The sequence below is a fragment of the Bradyrhizobium sp. ISRA464 genome (genome assembly GCF_029910095.1).
GTDB lineage: Bacteria > Pseudomonadota > Alphaproteobacteria > Rhizobiales > Xanthobacteraceae > Bradyrhizobium.
Genome location: NZ_CP094526.1, coordinates 1,078,045 through 1,095,170 on the forward strand (window position 1 = coordinate 1,078,045; position 17,126 = coordinate 1,095,170).

Below are 17,126 nucleotides of genomic sequence, written 5' to 3' on the forward strand. Positions count from 1 at the left end.
CAATCTCATCGCGCTTTAGGGGGCATCCGCATTCGGAAGGCGCGGGGAGGAGGCGCACCCTCGCAGCTGCGGGCCATGATCGCCGTCTCTCATGCGAGAGTCAGTCGCGTTCGAAGATCTTGGCGCCGGGATAGACACGCCTGGCGTAAGCAACAACCAACTCCCGATCCTGGGTCTCAAGGAATGGTGTTCGGATCTTGCACGACCCGACGATGAGGTGCCACAGGCCGTTGAGCTTCTGAATGAAGACATTCATGTGAGTGTTCCTCGAAGATCCCGCATTTCAGCAACACTTGTTTGACGCGACCGTCTTGCGATTCGTTCATCGGAGCAGTGATCCTGATCACAGAGCTCGGAACCTGGCTCGCGCTCCTGCGGACGTTTGCGCGTCCGGTCGGAGTAGCAGCAAACATAACAATCCCCCGCGGTCGCTCAATTGTACGAGCGTTAGCCCAGGCCATGAAAAGGGATGAAAGGAGCTATACGAAGGTATGGCGATGTCTGTGCCGGAGGTACAGCGCGTTGCGCGCAGGAAACGCTGATCGTCAGGACTGCGAGACCACAGGACATCCCATCGGCCCTCATGGACTTCCGAGGGACCCCAAAGCAGACATTGGGGCTGACAACGAGGGTTGCCTAAAGGCGACAAGCGGAAAACTGGCTGACTTTTCCGGTGTCGATTCCAGATATTTCCGGAATTTTACACTCTCTGTTTCGAGCCGTGGCGATAAACGTTCGTTAGGCCGACGGGCTGATGTTTGTGGCGACCGGGCAGCAGGCTTGTCATGCGTCACGGAGGCATTTTTATCGAGAGCCGCCATGTTCTTGCTCGACGACACCCAGTTCGCGACCCTGCACACGCTCCCATTTCTTGTCGGCCTCGCACTGCCGGGGTGGCGTTCGCTTATCATTACGAGCTGCGCCGCTCTCGCCTTCGCGACATACGCGAATGCGACGGCAGGCGGCGGGCTCGCGTCGCTCTTCGGTCTGCTCTTCATCTTCACCGCTGTCGGGGCCCATGCTGCGGATTGCTCACGCGCGCAGCGACGCCGTTGAGCCGGCATCCTTACCGGTTCATGGCAGTCGCCGTGGTCGGCTTTACACGGCCAAGACCCAAAGGCGACCTCGGGTTCAACGCGTCCGCAATCGCACTTCCGTCAGCAATATTGTCCTTCTTGCGAGTGCGGTGCGTGGAGCTTTATCAAGCTTACTCAGCTAGTTCAAAACCGTCCGATACTCGAAGTAGGTAAGGACGCGCGACTCGGCCTCGATTCTTGACTGTGCCAGACCCGATCTTGATGTAGTGTTGCGCTCCAACATCCAAAGAAGCGGGTAGTCAACCCCCCAGGGTATCAACTCAGGGAGGACGCGGTATGACAGAGCCGGCAGCCTATCACCCGACAACGCGGCGGGGATTTCTCAAGCTCGCGGCCACGGGCACCGCTGCGGCGCTGAGCCGGCCCCTACCGGCGGGCGCTGCAGAGAAGACCATCACGATCCTGCACGAAAGCTCGTTCATCAAGCCGTTTGACGACTATGTGGTGAACACGCTCGCCCCAGCTTACGAGAAAGAGACCGGCATCAAGATCAATTACGAGGTGACCAGTGTCGGCAGCTTGCCGACACGGATCAGCACGATTGCCGAGACCGGGTCGGGCGCCGACATCACGATGAATGGCCTGCTCCAGGTGATCCAGTTCGGCGACAAATATCTCGACGTTGGCGACATTGCCGAGGACATCGGTAAGGCGCAGGGCGGCTGGTACGACGCCGGTAGGGAGGCCGTTCTGGTTGAGGGCAAATGGAAGGCAATCCCCTTCGCCAATATCGGCCAATTGATGAACTGGCGCACCGACTGGTTCGCCGAGGTTGGAGTCAAGAAGTTCCCGGAGACCTGGGAAGAGCTCTACGAGGTCGGCAAGAAGCTGAAAGCCAAGGACCATCCCTTCGGCTTCGAGCTCGGCCACGGCTTCGGCGACAACCACGGCTGGCTCTACCCGCTGCTGTGGTCCTACGGCGGCGCCGAGGTGGCGCCTGACGGCAAGACAGTGGTCATCGATTCGGACGAGACCGCACGCGCCGTGGATTTCAGCCGCAAGTTCTTCAAGGACACGATGCTCGACGACGTGCTCGGCTGGACCGACGTGAGCAACAACAAGGCGTGGATGGCGGAGCAGATCTCCTGCACCAACAATGCCGAAAGCATCCTGTGGTTCGCCAAGCGCGAGTTTCCCGAAATCGGCAAGGTCACTGACCAGGCGATGAACCCCGCGGGGCCAAAGGGGCGCTTCCACCTGCTCGACTCGATCAGCCATTCGATCTTCAGCTTCTCACCGGTCCGGGAGGAGGCGCGCGCCTTTATGCGCTGGCTGATGACGCCGAAGCAGCTGGGTGGCTGGTACGCGATCGCGGATTCCTATTACCAGCCGCTGCTGCACGGCTACGACAATGCGCCGATGTGGAGCGTCGAGCCTCGCAACTTGCCCTACCGCGATTCGCTCGGAAGCGCCCATCTGCCGGGTTGGCCTGCTCCGGCGAGCCGGCATATGGCCGAAAGCGTCGCCAAATACGTGGTCGTCGACATGTTTGCGAGGGCATGTGCCGGAACGTCGACCAAGGAGGTCATAAAAGATGCAGAGGCCCAGCTGAAGGGAATCTATCGCGCGGCCTGAGAAAGGAATCTATCGCTCGGCCTGACACATGACGATTGCGTCTGAGCGTCTCCCCGTGCTTACCAAAGCGGCGCGCCGGCGCGCGCCGCCATCGGCTCTGCTCGACCGCCAAAGCGTATTCAGTTGGTTGATGATGGCCCTGCCGCTCGCCTTCCTCGCGGCGCTCGTGGGCTATCCGTTCGTCTACGGCATCCTGTTGAGCCTGGAGGATCGGCCGGTCGCGCACGCCGGTACCTTCATCGGGCTGAAGAATTTCGTAACCGACCTGCATGATGCGATCTTCTGGCAGGTGGCGATCAACACGTTCGTCTATACCGGCGCCGCGACGCTATTGAAGATGGCCGGCGGGCTCGGCCTGGCGCTGGCCATGAACCAGCACTTCCGCATGAAGAACCTGGTGCGGGCGCTATTGCTCTTGCCGTTCATCGTTCCGACCGTACTGAGCACCGTCGCCTGGCTGTGGATGCTCGACCCGGCCTTCAGTGTCGTCAACCGGCTGCTGGTAGCTCTGGGCTGGCCCAAGCCGGGCCCATCGTGGCTCGGCGATCCGACGCTCGCGATGGTCTCGATCATCATCATCAACACCTGGCGCGGGCTGCCCTTCTACGGAATCACATTGCTCGCCGGCCTTCAGACGGTGCCCTCCGAACTTTACGAGGCGGCCGCCATCGATGGCGCAGGCGGTTGGGAGCGGTTCCGCTTTATTACCTTGCCGCTGCTGAGGCCCATCATCCTGATCGTCACCCTGTTCTCGGTCATCTTCACGTTCGCCGATTTTCAGCTCGTCTACGTGCTGACCCATGGCGGGCCGCAGAACGCCACGCAACTGTTTGCGACCTACGCGTTCGATATCGCGATGGGCGCAGGCCAGCTGGGGCTTGGAGCCTCGGTGGCGCTGGCGATGTTGCCGGCACTGGCATTGCTAATCGTGGCGCTGACCATCTACCTGAGGAGGGAGTGATGGTAACCGGCCATGGACGCATCGAGCAGGCGTTGCGGGTGTGGGTGCCGGTCGGCTTCTTTCTCGTGGTCGCGCTATTTCCGTTCTATTGGATGGCGATCACGTCGATCAAGCCGAACGCCGAGCTCTACAACAAGAACGTGATGCCGTTGATCGTGCATGCGCCCACGCTCAAGCACTACATCGACCTTTTGACCAAGTCGAGCTTCCTGTTATGGACGTGGAACACAATGCTGGTGGCGGTTGTGGCGACGGCGATCTCGCTGATCCTCGGCACCATGCTCGCCTATCCGCTGGCGCGCATGCGCTTTGCGGGCGCGTCGCTGATCGCGATGACCATTGCGGCGATCTATCTCGTGCCACAGCCCCTGCTGTTCATCCCGCTCGCCGACGTGATCAACCGGCTCGACCTCGGCAACACGCTCACCTCGGTGATCCTGACTTACCCCACCATGCTGGTGCCGTTCTGCGCCTGGCTGTTGCTCGGTTATTTCAAGACCGTTCCGAAGGAGCTCGAGGAGGCGGCCCGAATCGACGGCGCCAGCCGGCTTCAGACGATGTGGAAGATCTTCCTGCCGCTGTGCACGCCGGGGTTCATCTCCGCTGGCATCTTCGCTTTCACGCTCTCGCAGAACGAGTTTCTCTACGCCTTGATCTTTCTGACCAAGACTTCGGTGCGCACCGTGCCGGTCGGCGTCATCGCCGAGTTGATCCGCGGCGACGTGTTCTACTGGGGCCAGCTGATGGCCGGCGCCCTGCTCGGGTCGATCCCGGTGGCGCTGATCTACTCGTTCTTCGTCGAGCACTACGTCGCTGGCCTCACCGCCGGTTCGGTCAAGGCATGAACGGGCAGATCTCTCCTGATTGCTGACTAAAGTCTCCACTGAAGCAACCAATCGCTCATCGGCGTGCAGAAGCAATCCGTCTAAAAAACACCTTAGCTTCGCGAGCTCAGATCTTGTAGTCTCATTGAGTTATCTGGTTGTAACCCAACTCGGAAAAGAGGGGTAAAATCCTTAGTGTCACATCCTAGGAGGAGCAACATGAGCCCACACCTCCCCGAGGAACTTTCCACCAAGATCGACCGGAGTCCCTTCGCGATCATAGGCAACACGATGCCGCCCCGAGATCCTGATGAAGAGGACGAGGACGCAGAGGAAGAGGACGAAGAAGAGAGCGGCGACGACGAACCGCCGGTCGTGCGCGAGCCGGACGAAGACTAAGCAACATGCTTTTGGGATTGGCATAGCTTGAATTTCGGAAATAGTTGGCACATTCGGCGGGCGTAAATTCTCCGGAGGATTTGGCCAGGCCAAGCTTGTGGCGCAGTGAACCTTGGCTAAATGCGAGCCTATCTCCCAAAAGTAGAGCTGGTGCTTTGCTAAACCCGACGCGAATAGACTCCCGCGCAGTGGCTTTGCGCAACAAGAACGTCCGGAATTGGGCCCAAAGCCGACATGCTTCCATGTCGGCTTCAACGTCACCGCTCGAGGGTACAGCAGACGTGACGGGTTAATGAAGTGCACGCCCGGGTCGGTCCGTTTCCTGCCCTCGTCGGCACCGCGAGCTGCCAAAAGGCCCAATCACTGATTTGCCCGACGAGACTGGGCAAGAATGGCAACTAAGGGGCTGGGGCGGCTCGGAAAGCACTGACGACGAGCGACAGCGAGATTTTGGCGCGGAAGGGCCGCAAAGCAAGCCGAATGGCGCGCAGAGTGGCCGCAAGGAGGTTTGCGCCGGCAATGCGCGTCTTTTCTGCAAGGTACGCGACGAAGCGGTCGAAGCCGAGAATGCTGAGCACGCGGGTGAAGTTGTAGCAAAGCGCCATCAGGCTCCATTCGCCGCGGACCTTGTCGAAGCCGCGCACGAGAAAGTGCTGATAGCCGGCGCGGCATTTGAGTGTTCCGAAAGGGTGCTCGACGATGGCGGAACGGCGGCGCATCAATGTGGCAGCCTCGGCGCTTTGCATCCTCATGCGGTGACGTTCGAGAACGTCCTCGTGTTCCCAGCGCGCGATGCTCCGGTAAGGCGCCTTCGGGGCAAGACACCGCGCGCTCAGGGGACATGCTGCGCAGGCCGCCTTGCGCGCCAGGTAGCGGATCTCGATGCGGCCGCTCGTGTTCGTCCAGCGCCCTTCCGTCGGGCGCAGCAGCTCGCCGGCCGGGCAACGGTAGGCATCGGCGTTCGCATCGTAACTGAAGTCCTTGCGGCTGAGGCGGCCTTCCTTGAGCTTGCCATTGCCCTCGTGCAGCGGCACATAGGCAACAATGCCGTCATCCTCGCAGGCCTTCAGGTCCTCGCTGGTGGAATAGCCGGCATCGGCCGCCACCTGCAGAGTCTCGACGTCGAGGGCCTCTTTTGCCGCCTTTGCCATCTCATGAAGATGGCCCGCGTCGTTGCGGTTGACGACCTCGCTGGCAACGATGAGCGTGTGCTTGTCGTCAACGACGCTCTGCACGTTGTAACCCGCAATGGTCTGGTCGCCCTTGCTCAGAAGCCTTGCGTCGGGATCGGTCTTCGAGAGTTGCCCCTTGTCGCTTGTCTCCAGGTTCTTGAGGTCGGCTTGCGCGCGCTCGCGCCGGGCCATCAGCTCCTTCACCTTCTCGCCGACATCGCCGCTGCCCTTGCTGCCATCTCCCGGACCGGCACATCGCTTGGCTTCCTCGGCATCGTTGGCTTCAAGGGCCTTGCCATAAGCCTCGATCTCCTTGTCCAACGCGGCGATCTGTTTGGCCAGCTTCCCTTGCGTGAAGATGCTGCCCTTGCTGGCGTTACCATGGAATAGCGCCCCGTCGATCGCAACGAAGGTCCCACCGATCAGGCCGAGGTCGCGCAGGAGCAGCACGAAACTGCGGTTCGCGGCCTTGAGCGCCGCCCAGTTCTCCTTGCGGAAGTTGGCGATCGTCCGATAGCCCGGCTTCATGTTCTTCAACAGCCAGATCAGCTCCAGATTGCGGCAGGCCTCCCGCTCCAACCGCCGCGACGACCTGATCTGGTTGATGTAGCCGTAAAGGTAGAGCTTCAGCAGATCGGCCGGATCGTAGGGCGGCTGCCCCACTTCGTCCGCGGCACGATCCGCATGGCGGAAGCCGAGCTTTGAAAGGTCGAGCGCGCCAACGAAACTGTCGATCGCCCGCACCGGATTCTGCTGTCCGACATAGTCCTCAATCCGGGGAGGAAGAAGACTGGGTTGCTCCCGGCTGTCGCCGGCCTTGAACGTCCGATTCGCCATGCGCCGAATCGTACATCAACTCCAAAAAATGCCGAGTTCTTGCCCAGCCTCGACGGCGCAAGACCCTCACGCAAAAATATTTCTGTTTTACAGAAACGCAACTCAGTCTATCATCCGCGCCGTCTCACCCGACACGAGGGGCGGATCGCGATCGTCACGAACGCGGCGTGAGATGCGGTGGACGCTAGTTGCGCAACTGACGAGTGCGCATGAGGCGGACGGTGAAGTCGTGTGGTCTCGACGCCCCAGTGGCAGGTGTCTCCTCGCTAAGCACGCGAACGCGTCTTTGCGAAGACGGTGACAAAAAAGCCAAGTCTCGCCGGGGAGAGCACGAAGTAAGCCGTAAACCATCGTGCAGGGAAAGCCGGCGTGTTTTCCGGTTTCACCTGTGGTCCTACCCCCGGTGCTTTTTTTGTTGCACCGGGCCCATGGGTGCGATCGGCACCCGGCTTTCCCTGCGCCCTCTGCGAATTGAGAGGGCGGAACGAGATGCAAAGCTCGGACGGGTTCACGTCGCGAGACCGCGGACGCATATCCTTCCTGCTGTTTGAAAATTGAGTATGGAACCGATTCCATCGCGTCCTGACGGGGCACGTCAACACGTGCGCCCGTCGTACGGACGTACCAATCAGCGGAAATATGGAAATCGCGCCGTATACGACCAAAGGCTTGGGTACTACCAAAGGCTTGGGCGTGCGACGCGAGGCCGGAGGCGACCGGGCTAGTCTTGCACCCTCGGCGCTGCGACTCCGATATCGAGGCCGAGCTGGCGCGCACGGTCTTGGCGTTCCTCGGTCAACAGCCTCAGTTCACGTTCGAGCGACCGCGCAACCTCCTCCTGCGATGACTTGGAAGCGGCGCGCCGGGCGCCCTTGGCGTCTTCAGGGTGAGCGGTCACAGGGGAACCCTTGTCATCGTACTGTCAAACCGGCTCTTCGCACGACTTGATTCAGCCCGACAATCAAAAAGAATTTAGGATCAAAGTTTTGGAAAATTCCATGCGCTGCTGACTTGAAATTAGGCAGAAGATTCTTTGTTGGGCACGCCGCCTGGATCAGGTTTGCTCCATTTGCAGCCAATACGGAAGGGATGCCGCCCATCAGACCTATGTCCCATTGCTGCGAAATCATTTCTGCATTCCGATGAAGCTGTCCTGAAACGGACACGCTCTTGCGCTAGGTGATTCGCAGACGGGCCGACGTGCGGAGAGGCCCGATTGTCCTGAGGGGTGATGTTACTGATGAAGCCGCCAAAAGCCATGCCGTATATGTGGGCGGCCGCCTTGCTCGCAGTCGCGATCTGGGGCGCGGTCGGATCGCCGCAGATGGCACACACCTTGGCCAGGCAGCATTACGCCGGCACCCGCTAGCCGATCTGGTATCGGCGCAAGGTCGACGCCTCGCGCGAGGGCAGTGCGCCGGGTTCGATCAGTTTGCGCTAAAGCCGCGGCCGCAGCGAGCGCTGCATGTCCATCGTGTAGGTGTAGCGCCCTTCCGGGTGCGTGGTGATGGTGACCTCGAACAGTTCCTCGCGCAGCCCATAATAGCGGCGCACCACCGTCAGCGCAGGCGAGCCGGTCTTGACACCGAGGGCCTTGGCGATCGGCGCCGGCATGCCGCGCACGAAGATCTCCATCTGCGCGTGCTCGGTGACCTGGCCGTAGCTCTTGGCGATCTGCTCGTGCACCGGCGTGCGGCCGTGGTCGCTGCGCTTCACGACGTCGGCGAACTTGCGCAGCACGTAGATCTCGGCCCAGCCGAGCGGCGCGGCGAACTGGTCTGAGCGGCGGACCGCCTCGATCAGGAACCAGCTCTTGCCCGGGCTCGCATTTCAACAGCGCGGCGAGCTTGCGGTCGGCGACGATATCGCCGCTGCGCACCACGTCGCGATAGGTCTCGTTGGAATAGCGCAGCCACTCGCCGAGCGACTTGACGCTGTGGGTGAACAGCACCGGCGGCTCGTCCGCGATCACCACCGAGCCGAGGCCGGCGCGGCGCACGATCAGGCCCTGGTCGATCAGGATGCGCAGCGCCTCGCGCACGGTCTGGCGGCTTGCCCTGTAGCTCGCCATCAACTCGGTCTCGGTCGGGAGCAGATTGCCGACCGCGTAGGTGCCGAGCCGGATGTCCTTCTGCAGCCCGGTGGCGATGTCGCGGTAACGGGACGATCTCGCGCGGCGCGGTTTGTCAGCCATGGCGGATCGTCGCCGGTGTCTCGCCCGACCTCCACAGCACCATCGTCACCTCGTCGAGCACCTCGGCCGATCCCTTCGTCCCGAACACGTGAACCCGCCAATAGAACGGCGTCGCGCGCACCGTCGCAAGTGTGGCGCTGATGCCATTCACAAATTCGATCGCGAGAGGGGCGGTGTCGAGCGGTGGCGGCCCGGCCTCGCGCGCATTGAGGCGGGCATAGACCCGGCGCGCGGGGCCCGGCAGGCACATGCAGGCCGGCACCGGTCAGCCCGCCGCTTGGCGATTCCTCGGGCGAGAGCGTCCCGGCCGCGACCGAAACTAGCACGATCGCGGCGGAGGTATTCGGATTCGGCGCGGTGCCTGCGGAGGGTTAGGGCATCCGCACCGGGCATGATAGGGACGTGACCGAGCTGCGATCGACAACAGGATACGCCCATGCCCGCCTTCCCGACCTCGACCACCGTTCTCGATTCCGTACTGTTCCGCGATGCCTTCGGCACGCGCGAGATGCGCGAGGTGTTTTCCGATCTGCGGCTGGTCTCGCGCTATGCCGAGGTCGAACTCGCATTGGCAAAGGCCGAAGCGCGCTGCGGCGTGATCCCGGCGGAGGCGGCTGACGAGATCGCGAAACGCACCGATGTCGCCGCACTCGATTTCGACCTGTTGCGACAGGAAACCGACGTTGTCGGCCACCCGATCCTGCCGCTGGTGCACCAGATGGCAAAGCAATGCGGCGATGCCGGCCGTTACGTCCATTGGGGCGCGACCACGCAGGACATCATGGATACCGCCGTGGTGCTGCAGTTGCGCGACGGGCTCAAGATCATCGAGGATGACATCGCCGCGCTGCGCGGCATCCTCGCCGGTCTGTCGAAGCGCTATCGCGACACGCCGATGGCGGGCCGCACGCATCTGCAGCAGGCGCTGCCGGTGACCTTCGGCTACAAGACCGCGATCTGGCTGGCGGCGTTCGATCGCCATGCCGAACGGCTGGCGCAACTCAAGCCGCGCGTGCTGGTCGGCCAGTTCGCCGGCGCCGCCGGCACGCTCGCCTCGCTCGGCGACAAGGGATTCGACGTGCAGCAGGCGCTGTGCGAGGAGCTCGGCCTCGGCGTCCCGGTCTCGACCTGGCATGTCGCGCGCGACGGGCTGGCGGAGGTGGTGAACTTCCTCGCGCTGGTCACGGGATCGCTTGGCAAGATCGCGCTCGACATCATGATCATGGCCTCGACCGAGTTCGCCGAAGTCTATGAGCCCTTCGTGAAGGGACGCGGCGCCTCCTCGACCATGCCGCAGAAGCGCAATCCGATCTCGTCCGAGTTGATGTTGGCTGCCGCGAAGGCCGTACGCCAGCATGCCGGCCTGATGCTGGACGCGATGGTGCAGGATTTCGAGCGCGCCACGGGTCCGTGGCACGCCGAATGGATGGCGATCCCGGAGAGCTTCGTGCTGACCGCGGGCGCGCTGCATCAGGCGAAGTTCGCGCTTGGCGGCCTGATCGTCGACGAGACAAGGATGGCCGACAATCTCGACATCAGCCGCGGGCTGATCGTTGCCGAAGCCGTGATGATGGGGCTGGCGCCCGCGATCGGCCGGCAGGAGGCGCATGACGTCGTTTATGACGCCTGCCGGGTCGCCAATGACAAGGGCTTGACGCTGGCCGACGCGCTGGCGGCGGATCCGCGCGTGGCGAGCCGTATCGATCGCGCGACCATCGACCGCCTCACCGCGCCGAAGAACTATCTCGGGCTCGCGCCCGAAATGGTCGACCGGGTGCTGACGTCGGCAAAGCGGTAGATTCCCGCGCATTCGCTCGCTGTCGCGTGATCGACGGCGACCGCAGGAACCTTGCGGATACGGATCGAATTGGACTACCAATCCGTAAAATCCTCAACCGACAGCGCCGGACGTTTCATGACTGCACATCAACGCAACCTTTCCGCCTCGATCGATCCCGTGAAGCTTGATCGGCTCGCCGAAGTCGCGGTGAAGGTCGGCCTGCAGCTGCAGCCGGGACAGGATCTCCTGCTGACGGCACCGGCGGTGGCGATGCCGCTGGTGCGACGGATCGCCGAGCACGCCTACAAGGCCGGCGCCGGCCTGGTGACGCCGTTCTTCTCGGATGAAGAGCTCACGCTCGCCCGTTACCGCTACGCCAATGACGCGAGCTTCGATCGGGCCGCGAACTGGCTCTACGAGGGTATGGCCAAGGCCTTTGGCGCCAACACCGCGCGGCTGGCGATCGTCGGCGACAATCCGATGCTGCTGTCGGGCGAAGACCCGACCAAGGTCGCGCGCGCCAGCAAGGCCAATTCGATGGCCTACCAGCCGGCGCTGGAGAAGATCGTCAATTTCGATACCAACTGGAACATCATCGCCTATCCCAGCGCGTCCTGGGCGAAGCAGGTGTTCCCCGATGATGCCGAAGACGTCGCCGTGGCCAAGCTGGCGGACGCGATCTTCTCCGCGTCGCGAGTCGATCAGGACGGCGCCGTCGCCGCCTGGGAAAAGCACAATGCCAAGCTGCGCGAGCGCACCGAATGGCTGAACGGCCAGCGCTTCCACGCGCTGAAATATTCCGGCCCCGGAATGGATCTGACGATCGGGCTGGCTGACGGCCATGAATGGGAAGGCGGCGCCTCGACCGCCAAGAACGGCATCGTCTGCAACGCCAACATCCCGACCGAAGAGGTCTTCACCACGCCGCATTGCCGGCGCGTCAGCGGCCATGTCGTCAGCTCCAAGCCGTTGTCCTACCAGGGCACGCTGATCGACAACATTGCCGTGAAGTTCGAGGACGGCCGCATCGTCGAGGCCAAGGCCTCGCGCGGCGAGGAGGTGTTGAAGAAGGTGCTCGACACCGACGAGGGCGCGCGCCGGCTCGGCGAGGTGGCGCTGGTGCCGCATTCCTCGCCGATCTCCAAGAGCGGGCTGTTGTTCTTCAACACGCTGTTCGACGAGAACGCCGCCTCGCACATCGCGCTCGGCCAGTGCTACTCGAAGTGCTTCGTCAACGGCGACAAGCTGACGCCGCAGCAGATCGCCGACCAGGGCGGCAACAAGAGCCTGATCCATATCGACTGGATGATCGGCTCGGCCCACACCGATATCGATGGCATCCACGCCGACGGCCGCAGCGTGCCGGTGTTCCGGAAAGGTGAGTGGGCGTAAGACGCCGCCAGAGCATGATCCGGAAAAGTGTGACGCGGTTTTCCGAAAAGATCATGCTCAAACAGGAGGCTAAAGCGCGATGACGATTCAACCCAATCTCATCGCGCTTTAGTGGAACCGGCGGTCGCGTGAGGCGATCAGCTCGCCTCGCGTGGCGCTGAAGCGGCAGGTTTCGTACTGCGGCCGGAAGCCGAGGCGGCGATAGATCTTCAGCGCCGCGGCATTCCGGCTCGAGACATTCAGCCAGCAAGGATGCTCGACCGAGACCTCGTGGGCGGTCAGCACATGATAGACCAGGACCTGGCCAAGCCCGCGGCCCTGACGCGCCGGGTCGACGGCCACCGACTCGATCCACATCGAGTTCTGTTCAGATTCGGTCAGGCAAAAACCCGACATCTGTCCGTCTTCAGATGCCACCCAGACTTCGCTCTCGGTCAGCACCTGCGCCATCTCCTCCGGCGAGTACAGGCGGAACGCGGCGTCCGAGGCGTAGGCGGCATTGTGGATGCGCGCGACTTCGGCGGCGCAGGCTGTCACGTCGCCGGCTCGTTCGATGGCGGCGCGCGCGGCTGCAAGCGTGCGGGCCGGCTGCAGCGGTTCCACGCACTTCATCCCGATCTCGGACCCGACATGAACGAAGCCGAACGCAGACACGAACGCCATTCCCGCCGGCCAATCGCGGCTCACCAGCGTCTGCACCGTGAGATCAGCGCCCGCATCAATCGCGAGCACGTCGTTGAACAGGGCGAAACCGATCCGGCGGCGCCGCATTTCAGGCGCCACGACGATCTTGAGGAACCGGGAATGCTGCGCGCCCTGATCGCGCAGGGAGGATTCGGCGAGGCCGATGAGCTGGCCGTTCCGCTCGGCTATACGAAAGTCGCGCCCCCCGCGATTCTGCGGCAGCTTGAGGAATTGGTCCCATTGCGGCAGCGTGACCGGGCCCAGCCGCGGTTCCACCGCCGCGGCCTTGCTGTAGAGTGCTACCACCGCTTCCGCATCAGCTTCTCGGAGCGGCCGGATGGTGATGCCGTCATCCATGAGTCATGAGTTTACCCGATCTCGAGGCGATAGACATCCCTTGCCGTCTTCGAGAACAACGCGGTCTTCTCGACTTCGCTATATTGTGAAGCCAGTCGTTTGAACGCGTTGAAGATCACCTGATAGCTGCATTGACCCTTATCAGGTGGGAAGTTGCTTTCGAACATGCAACGGCTTGGACCAAAGGCCTCAATGCAGGTTTCTATGTAAGGCCGCCAGGCGGCCGCAAGTTCCTCCGATGATGGCGGCTTCGGACGGAGGTGGAAGTCGTAGCCGAGCAGGCACATCGCCAGCCCGCCGAGCTTGGCGACGACGTTTGGACATTTGGCGAGCTCCTGGATCGAGGCCTTCCAGACCGGGAAGGTCTCGCTGCGCTTGCCGGCGAAGCGGCCGATACCGACCGGGCCGCCGCAATGGTCGAGCACGATCCGGGTGTCGGGAAAGGCGCGGGCGAGGTCGGTGAGCTCGCCGATCTGCGGATGGAACAGCCAGGCATCGAAGCTGAGGCCGAGCGGCGCCAGGCAGGCAAAGCCCCTCCGGAAGGTGGTATCCAGCAACAGCCCCTTCGGCCGGTTCGCGTACATATGGGCGACGTTGGGGTCCTCGTCCCAGGCCGAGGAGTGGCGGATGCCGCGAAACCGGCCATTGCCGGCGGCGATTTCCGCCTCCAGCACGGCCTTGGCCTGGTCGCCGATCAAAAGATTAACATGGCTGACAATGCCGGCGCAGATCGCAGCCTTGCCGTAGCCGCCGCTTGCCGACATCGCGGCAACGCCGTTGGCGAACTCGACCTCCCCGACGGGACGGAACGTTTCGGGGCCATCGGCGCGGTACATCGAGCGGCAATCGACATAGACGGTTGCGACGATGTTGTGGCCGGAGGCGATATCGTCACGCATCTCCTCGATCAGATAGCGCAATCCGCCGCGATCCCAGAGATGGTGATGCGGATCGACGATCGGCCGGCCCGGATCGATGATCTCCTCGGTATATAGTGCAAGCCAGTCTTCGCGTGGATTGGCATAGAGCCCGCTCGCGGAGGCGGGCAGAGTGCTGGCCATGGATGATGCTCCCCGTTCTTGCTCTTGTCGGCCGCCGATACGATGTCGGCTTTGGGAAGGATAACGAGGCGAGCGAGCAGGTCAAATGGGCGCGGGCTGCGTTCTCTCGCGCGTCACCAGCCACGCCACACCTGCGCCCGCGAACTGAACGAGACTGCCTGCAATCATCGACAACCGCAGACCGCGCGCGCCGCTACCGGCCGCGGCATAGCACGCGCCCAGCACCGCGACCCCGATGGTGGCGCCGCTGATGCGGGCCACGTTGATGAGTGCGGCCGCGGTGCTGGCGCGCGCGGCGGTGACGTGGCCGACGGGCCATCGCCGAGAGCGCCCGCCGCGAGGCCGAGCCCAAGGCCGGTCAGGCCTTGGTCGCAGACCGCTTGGCGCGGGCGCGCTGCTGTGGCGAGACCGCAGGTCGCGTGCCTCCCGCGCCCCATTCGTCGTAGAACTCGATCTTGGCATCGACCAGCGCGAGCGCCTCGGTCCATTTTGCAATCATGGTCTGGACACGGAGCTGGTGCTCGGCGAGCAGCGCGCAGCGCTTGCGCAAGGTCGCGCTGCCCTGCTTCACCAGCGCGGTATATTCCCGCAACTGCCGGATCGACATGCCGGTCAGGCGCAGCCGCTCCAGCAGGTCGAGCCAGCCGACATGGTAGTCGCTGTAAACGCGCCGGCGGCCGCGATCCCTGATCACGCCGGGCATCAGGCCCTGCGCCTCGTACCAGCGGATGGTGTGCACGCTGCGGCCGGAGCGGCGCGCGATGTCACCGATGTAGAGCGCGCTCGGCGCGGCCTGCGTATGTGGTGTTCGGGCATCCATCACAGATACACCGCTTTCATCGCGCCCGCCGGATAGCGCTCGCCTGCTGCGGCCCCGGGCGGGATCGTCGCCGAAATCCGCGCAATCTCGTCCGGCGAAAGCGTCACGTCGAGCGCGCCGATATTCTCGTCCAGCCGCGCGCGCTGCTTGGTGCCGGGGATCGGCACGATGTCCTGGCCCTGGGCCAGCAGCCAGGCCAGCACGAGCTGCGACGGCGTGCAGCCCTTCTCGCGCGCGATCGCCACGATGCCGCCGACGAGTTCGCGGTTGCGGGCGAAGTTATCGCCGGCAAAGCGCGGATGGTCGCCGCGGCGATCGCCGGCAATGTCGGCCTGCGACTGGATCTGCCCGGTCAGGAAACCGCGGCCGAGCGGCGAATAGGCGACGAAAGAGATGCCGAGGGCGCGTGTGGTCTGCAGCGTTTCCTCGGCCTCGCTGCGGTAGAGCAGGGAATATTCGGTCTGCACCGCAGCCAGCGGGTGGACCTTATGGGCGCGGCGAATGGTTTCGGGGCGCGCCTCGCACAGGCCGAGATGGCGGACCTTGCCTTGCTCGACGAGACGCGCCATCGCGCCGACGGTGTCCTCGATCGGGACGTTGGGATCGATCCGGTGCTGGTAATAAAGGTCGATGGTCTCGATGCCGAGCCGCTTCAGGCTCGCCTCGCAGGCCTGCTGGACATAGGCCGGCCGTCCGTCGACGCCCTGGCCTGTCGCGGTCTTGACCTGGCCGAACTTGGTCGCGATCACGACCTTATCGCGCAGACCCTTGAGAGAGCGGCCCAGCAGCTCCTCATTGTGACCCCAGCCATAGAGGTCGGCGCTGTCGAGGAAATCGATCCCCTGGTCGATGGCGTGCCGGATCAAGTCGGGTGTCGACGCGTCGTCACTGGCGCCATAGACGCCGGACAGCGACATGCAACCAAGCCCGATGGCGGAAACCTGCGGGCCGTCATGGCCGAGCTTGCGGTGCGGGAGCTTGCTGGAATTTGTCATGCCGCTGGTCCTCGTGGCCGGGGTGTCGCCGGGTAGTCCCGAGTGAACAAGCTAGAGCATACTCTAGGTCAAGCGCGAAATGGCGGCGCACGAAATCGTGTCAGGGACAGGGGCGCGGCGCCTCAGACCCCGTCAAGGATGATCACGGTCGGCGTGGCCGGCAGCGTATCCCTTGAAATCCTCAAAGTGCGCTCGCCGCCGCGGCGGTCGATCTCGAACTGCTTGCCGATCAAGTGCATGAATTCGTCGAGCGGGGTCGCGAAGCGGTGCATCGGCAGCACCACCGAGGCGCGCAGCCGCCTGGTGATCTCGGAGATGCCGTCGAGCGACATCGTATAGGTGCCGTCGATCGGCACCATCACGATGTCGAGCCGGCCGATCGCCGCAAACTGGCTGTCGTCGAGCTTGACGTGGAGGTGACCGAGATGGCCGATGCACAGGCCAGCGACCTCGAAGATGAAGATCGAGTTGCCGTCCTTGATCATCTCGCCGCCGGGACCTTCGCCCCAGTAGCGGCGGATGTCGGTGGTGACGTTGCGGATGTAGACGTCGCCGATCCGTTCCGCGTAGTGCGCGGCCTGGCCGTTCTCGCCCCAGCCATGCAGCACGTGGGGAATCCGGGGATCGGGGAACAGCGTGTAATGCGTCGAATGCGCGCGGTTCATGGTGACGATGTCGGGCAACCGTCCGGTCTGATAGGCGCCGCTGTAATCGGTCGCGATGCGGATGCCGCCGGGCGTGTCGATGTAATAGGTAGAATGACCGGCATAGGTGATCGCGACCTCGTCGGCCTTTGCCGCCGTGCGCCGGAGGCTGACTGGCGTCGCTCGCGGCGGCGCATTCGCCATCGCCAGGCATTCGCTGCGCGGGGCCTCCTCGGCTTCGGCGCGAGCGGCGAAGGCTCCGAACAGCATGAGCACCGCGAGCAGTCTGAGCATGGCGTGTTCCGTCTGTGCCGACGTTCCGGCGTAACAGTAT

The 17,126-nt window shown here is 63.3% G+C and carries 18 protein-coding genes and 1 pseudogene; 9 read left to right on the forward strand and 10 right to left on the reverse strand.

The window, feature by feature from the left end; all coding sequences use genetic code 11:
* Positions 1-100: 100 nt before the first annotated feature.
* Positions 101-256, reverse strand: a complete 156-nt coding sequence (locus MTX19_RS05020) for a hypothetical protein (RefSeq protein ID WP_280974164.1) — start codon at positions 254-256, stop codon at positions 101-103.
* A gap of 563 nt (positions 257-819) precedes the next feature.
* On the opposite strand from MTX19_RS05020, the gene MTX19_RS05025 reads away from it, so the two are divergent.
* The 5 genes from MTX19_RS05025 (at position 820) to MTX19_RS05045 (ending at position 4,856) form a co-directional block, all read left to right on the forward strand.
* Positions 820-1,056 carry a hypothetical protein gene (locus tag MTX19_RS05025; protein WP_280982678.1) on the forward strand — a complete coding sequence of 79 codons (237 nt, stop codon included), beginning with the start codon at positions 820-822 and terminating at the stop codon, positions 1,054-1,056.
* A gap of 317 nt (positions 1,057-1,373) precedes the next feature.
* The gene (locus tag MTX19_RS05030; protein ID WP_280982679.1) at positions 1,374-2,672 is read left to right on the forward strand and encodes an ABC transporter substrate-binding protein; all 1,299 of its coding nucleotides are present in this window, start codon (positions 1,374-1,376) and stop codon (positions 2,670-2,672) included.
* Positions 2,673-2,727: 55 nt separating this feature from the next.
* Entirely contained in the window at positions 2,728-3,633 is a 906-nt protein-coding gene (locus tag MTX19_RS05035; protein WP_280982680.1) for a sugar ABC transporter permease, read from the forward strand.
* Positions 3,633-4,478: a carbohydrate ABC transporter permease gene (locus MTX19_RS05040; RefSeq protein WP_280982681.1), complete on the forward strand. Its 846-nt coding sequence runs from the start codon at positions 3,633-3,635 to the stop codon at positions 4,476-4,478. The genes MTX19_RS05035 and MTX19_RS05040 overlap by 1 nt, the downstream gene beginning before the upstream one ends.
* A gap of 198 nt (positions 4,479-4,676) precedes the next feature.
* A complete protein-coding gene (locus tag MTX19_RS05045) occupies positions 4,677-4,856 on the forward strand; it encodes a hypothetical protein (RefSeq protein ID WP_280982682.1) in 180 nt (59 codons plus the stop codon).
* Positions 4,857-5,254: 398 nt separating this feature from the next.
* On the opposite strand, the gene MTX19_RS05050 is transcribed toward MTX19_RS05045, so the two are convergent.
* Together MTX19_RS05050 and MTX19_RS05055 are read right to left on the reverse strand one after the other, a co-directional pair.
* Complete coding sequence (locus MTX19_RS05050) at positions 5,255-6,865, reverse strand: IS1182 family transposase (protein WP_280978673.1); 1,611 nt, start codon at positions 6,863-6,865, stop codon at positions 5,255-5,257.
* A gap of 911 nt (positions 6,866-7,776) precedes the next feature.
* Positions 7,777-7,995 (reverse strand): hypothetical protein, encoded by a 219-nt coding sequence (locus MTX19_RS05055; RefSeq protein WP_280982683.1) that lies wholly within the window; start codon positions 7,993-7,995, stop codon positions 7,777-7,779.
* Between the two features lie 110 nt (positions 7,996-8,105).
* On the opposite strand from MTX19_RS05055, the gene MTX19_RS05060 reads away from it, so the two are divergent.
* Positions 8,106-8,234, forward strand: coding sequence for a hypothetical protein (locus tag MTX19_RS05060; protein ID WP_280974158.1), 129 nt, complete (start codon positions 8,106-8,108; stop codon positions 8,232-8,234).
* Between the two features lie 68 nt (positions 8,235-8,302).
* On the opposite strand, the pseudogene MTX19_RS05065 reads toward MTX19_RS05060, so the two are convergent.
* A pseudogene (locus MTX19_RS05065) lies at positions 8,303-8,677 on the reverse strand (UTRA domain-containing protein); the annotation flags it as partial.
* A 128-nt stretch (positions 8,678-8,805) separates the two neighbouring features.
* Here MTX19_RS05065 and MTX19_RS05070 point away from each other — a divergent pair.
* Positions 8,806-8,928: a hypothetical protein gene (locus tag MTX19_RS05070; protein ID WP_280982684.1), complete on the forward strand. Its 123-nt coding sequence runs from the start codon at positions 8,806-8,808 to the stop codon at positions 8,926-8,928.
* 123 nt (positions 8,929-9,051) lie between these two features.
* On the opposite strand, the gene MTX19_RS05075 is transcribed toward MTX19_RS05070, so the two are convergent.
* The gene (locus tag MTX19_RS05075) at positions 9,052-9,309 is read right to left on the reverse strand and encodes a hypothetical protein (protein WP_280982685.1); all 258 of its coding nucleotides are present in this window, start codon (positions 9,307-9,309) and stop codon (positions 9,052-9,054) included.
* A gap of 186 nt (positions 9,310-9,495) precedes the next feature.
* Between MTX19_RS05075 and MTX19_RS05080 the strand changes: the two genes are divergently transcribed.
* Together MTX19_RS05080 and MTX19_RS05085 are read left to right on the forward strand one after the other, a co-directional pair.
* Positions 9,496-10,857: an adenylosuccinate lyase family protein gene (locus MTX19_RS05080; protein WP_280982687.1), complete on the forward strand. Its 1,362-nt coding sequence runs from the start codon at positions 9,496-9,498 to the stop codon at positions 10,855-10,857.
* Positions 10,858-10,974: 117 nt separating this feature from the next.
* Complete coding sequence (locus MTX19_RS05085) at positions 10,975-12,231, forward strand: aminopeptidase (RefSeq protein ID WP_280982688.1); 1,257 nt, start codon at positions 10,975-10,977, stop codon at positions 12,229-12,231.
* A gap of 108 nt (positions 12,232-12,339) precedes the next feature.
* On the opposite strand, the gene MTX19_RS05090 is transcribed toward MTX19_RS05085, so the two are convergent.
* The 5 genes from MTX19_RS05090 to MTX19_RS05110 form a co-directional block, all read right to left on the reverse strand.
* On the reverse strand, positions 12,340-13,272 hold the full coding sequence (locus MTX19_RS05090; RefSeq protein WP_280982689.1) for a GNAT family N-acetyltransferase: 933 nt from the start codon (positions 13,270-13,272) through the stop codon (positions 12,340-12,342).
* A gap of 11 nt (positions 13,273-13,283) precedes the next feature.
* Positions 13,284-14,333: an amidohydrolase family protein gene (locus MTX19_RS05095; RefSeq protein ID WP_280982690.1), complete on the reverse strand. Its 1,050-nt coding sequence runs from the start codon at positions 14,331-14,333 to the stop codon at positions 13,284-13,286.
* A 358-nt stretch (positions 14,334-14,691) separates the two neighbouring features.
* Positions 14,692-15,153 carry a MerR family transcriptional regulator gene (locus MTX19_RS05100; RefSeq protein WP_280982691.1) on the reverse strand — a complete coding sequence of 154 codons (462 nt, stop codon included), beginning with the start codon at positions 15,151-15,153 and terminating at the stop codon, positions 14,692-14,694.
* Positions 15,153-16,148: an aldo/keto reductase gene (locus tag MTX19_RS05105; RefSeq protein WP_280982692.1), complete on the reverse strand. Its 996-nt coding sequence runs from the start codon at positions 16,146-16,148 to the stop codon at positions 15,153-15,155. The genes MTX19_RS05100 and MTX19_RS05105 overlap by 1 nt, the downstream gene beginning before the upstream one ends.
* Before the next feature lie 122 nt (positions 16,149-16,270).
* Positions 16,271-17,086: an MBL fold metallo-hydrolase gene (locus MTX19_RS05110; protein ID WP_280982693.1), complete on the reverse strand. Its 816-nt coding sequence runs from the start codon at positions 17,084-17,086 to the stop codon at positions 16,271-16,273.
* Positions 17,087-17,126 lie beyond the last annotated feature (40 nt).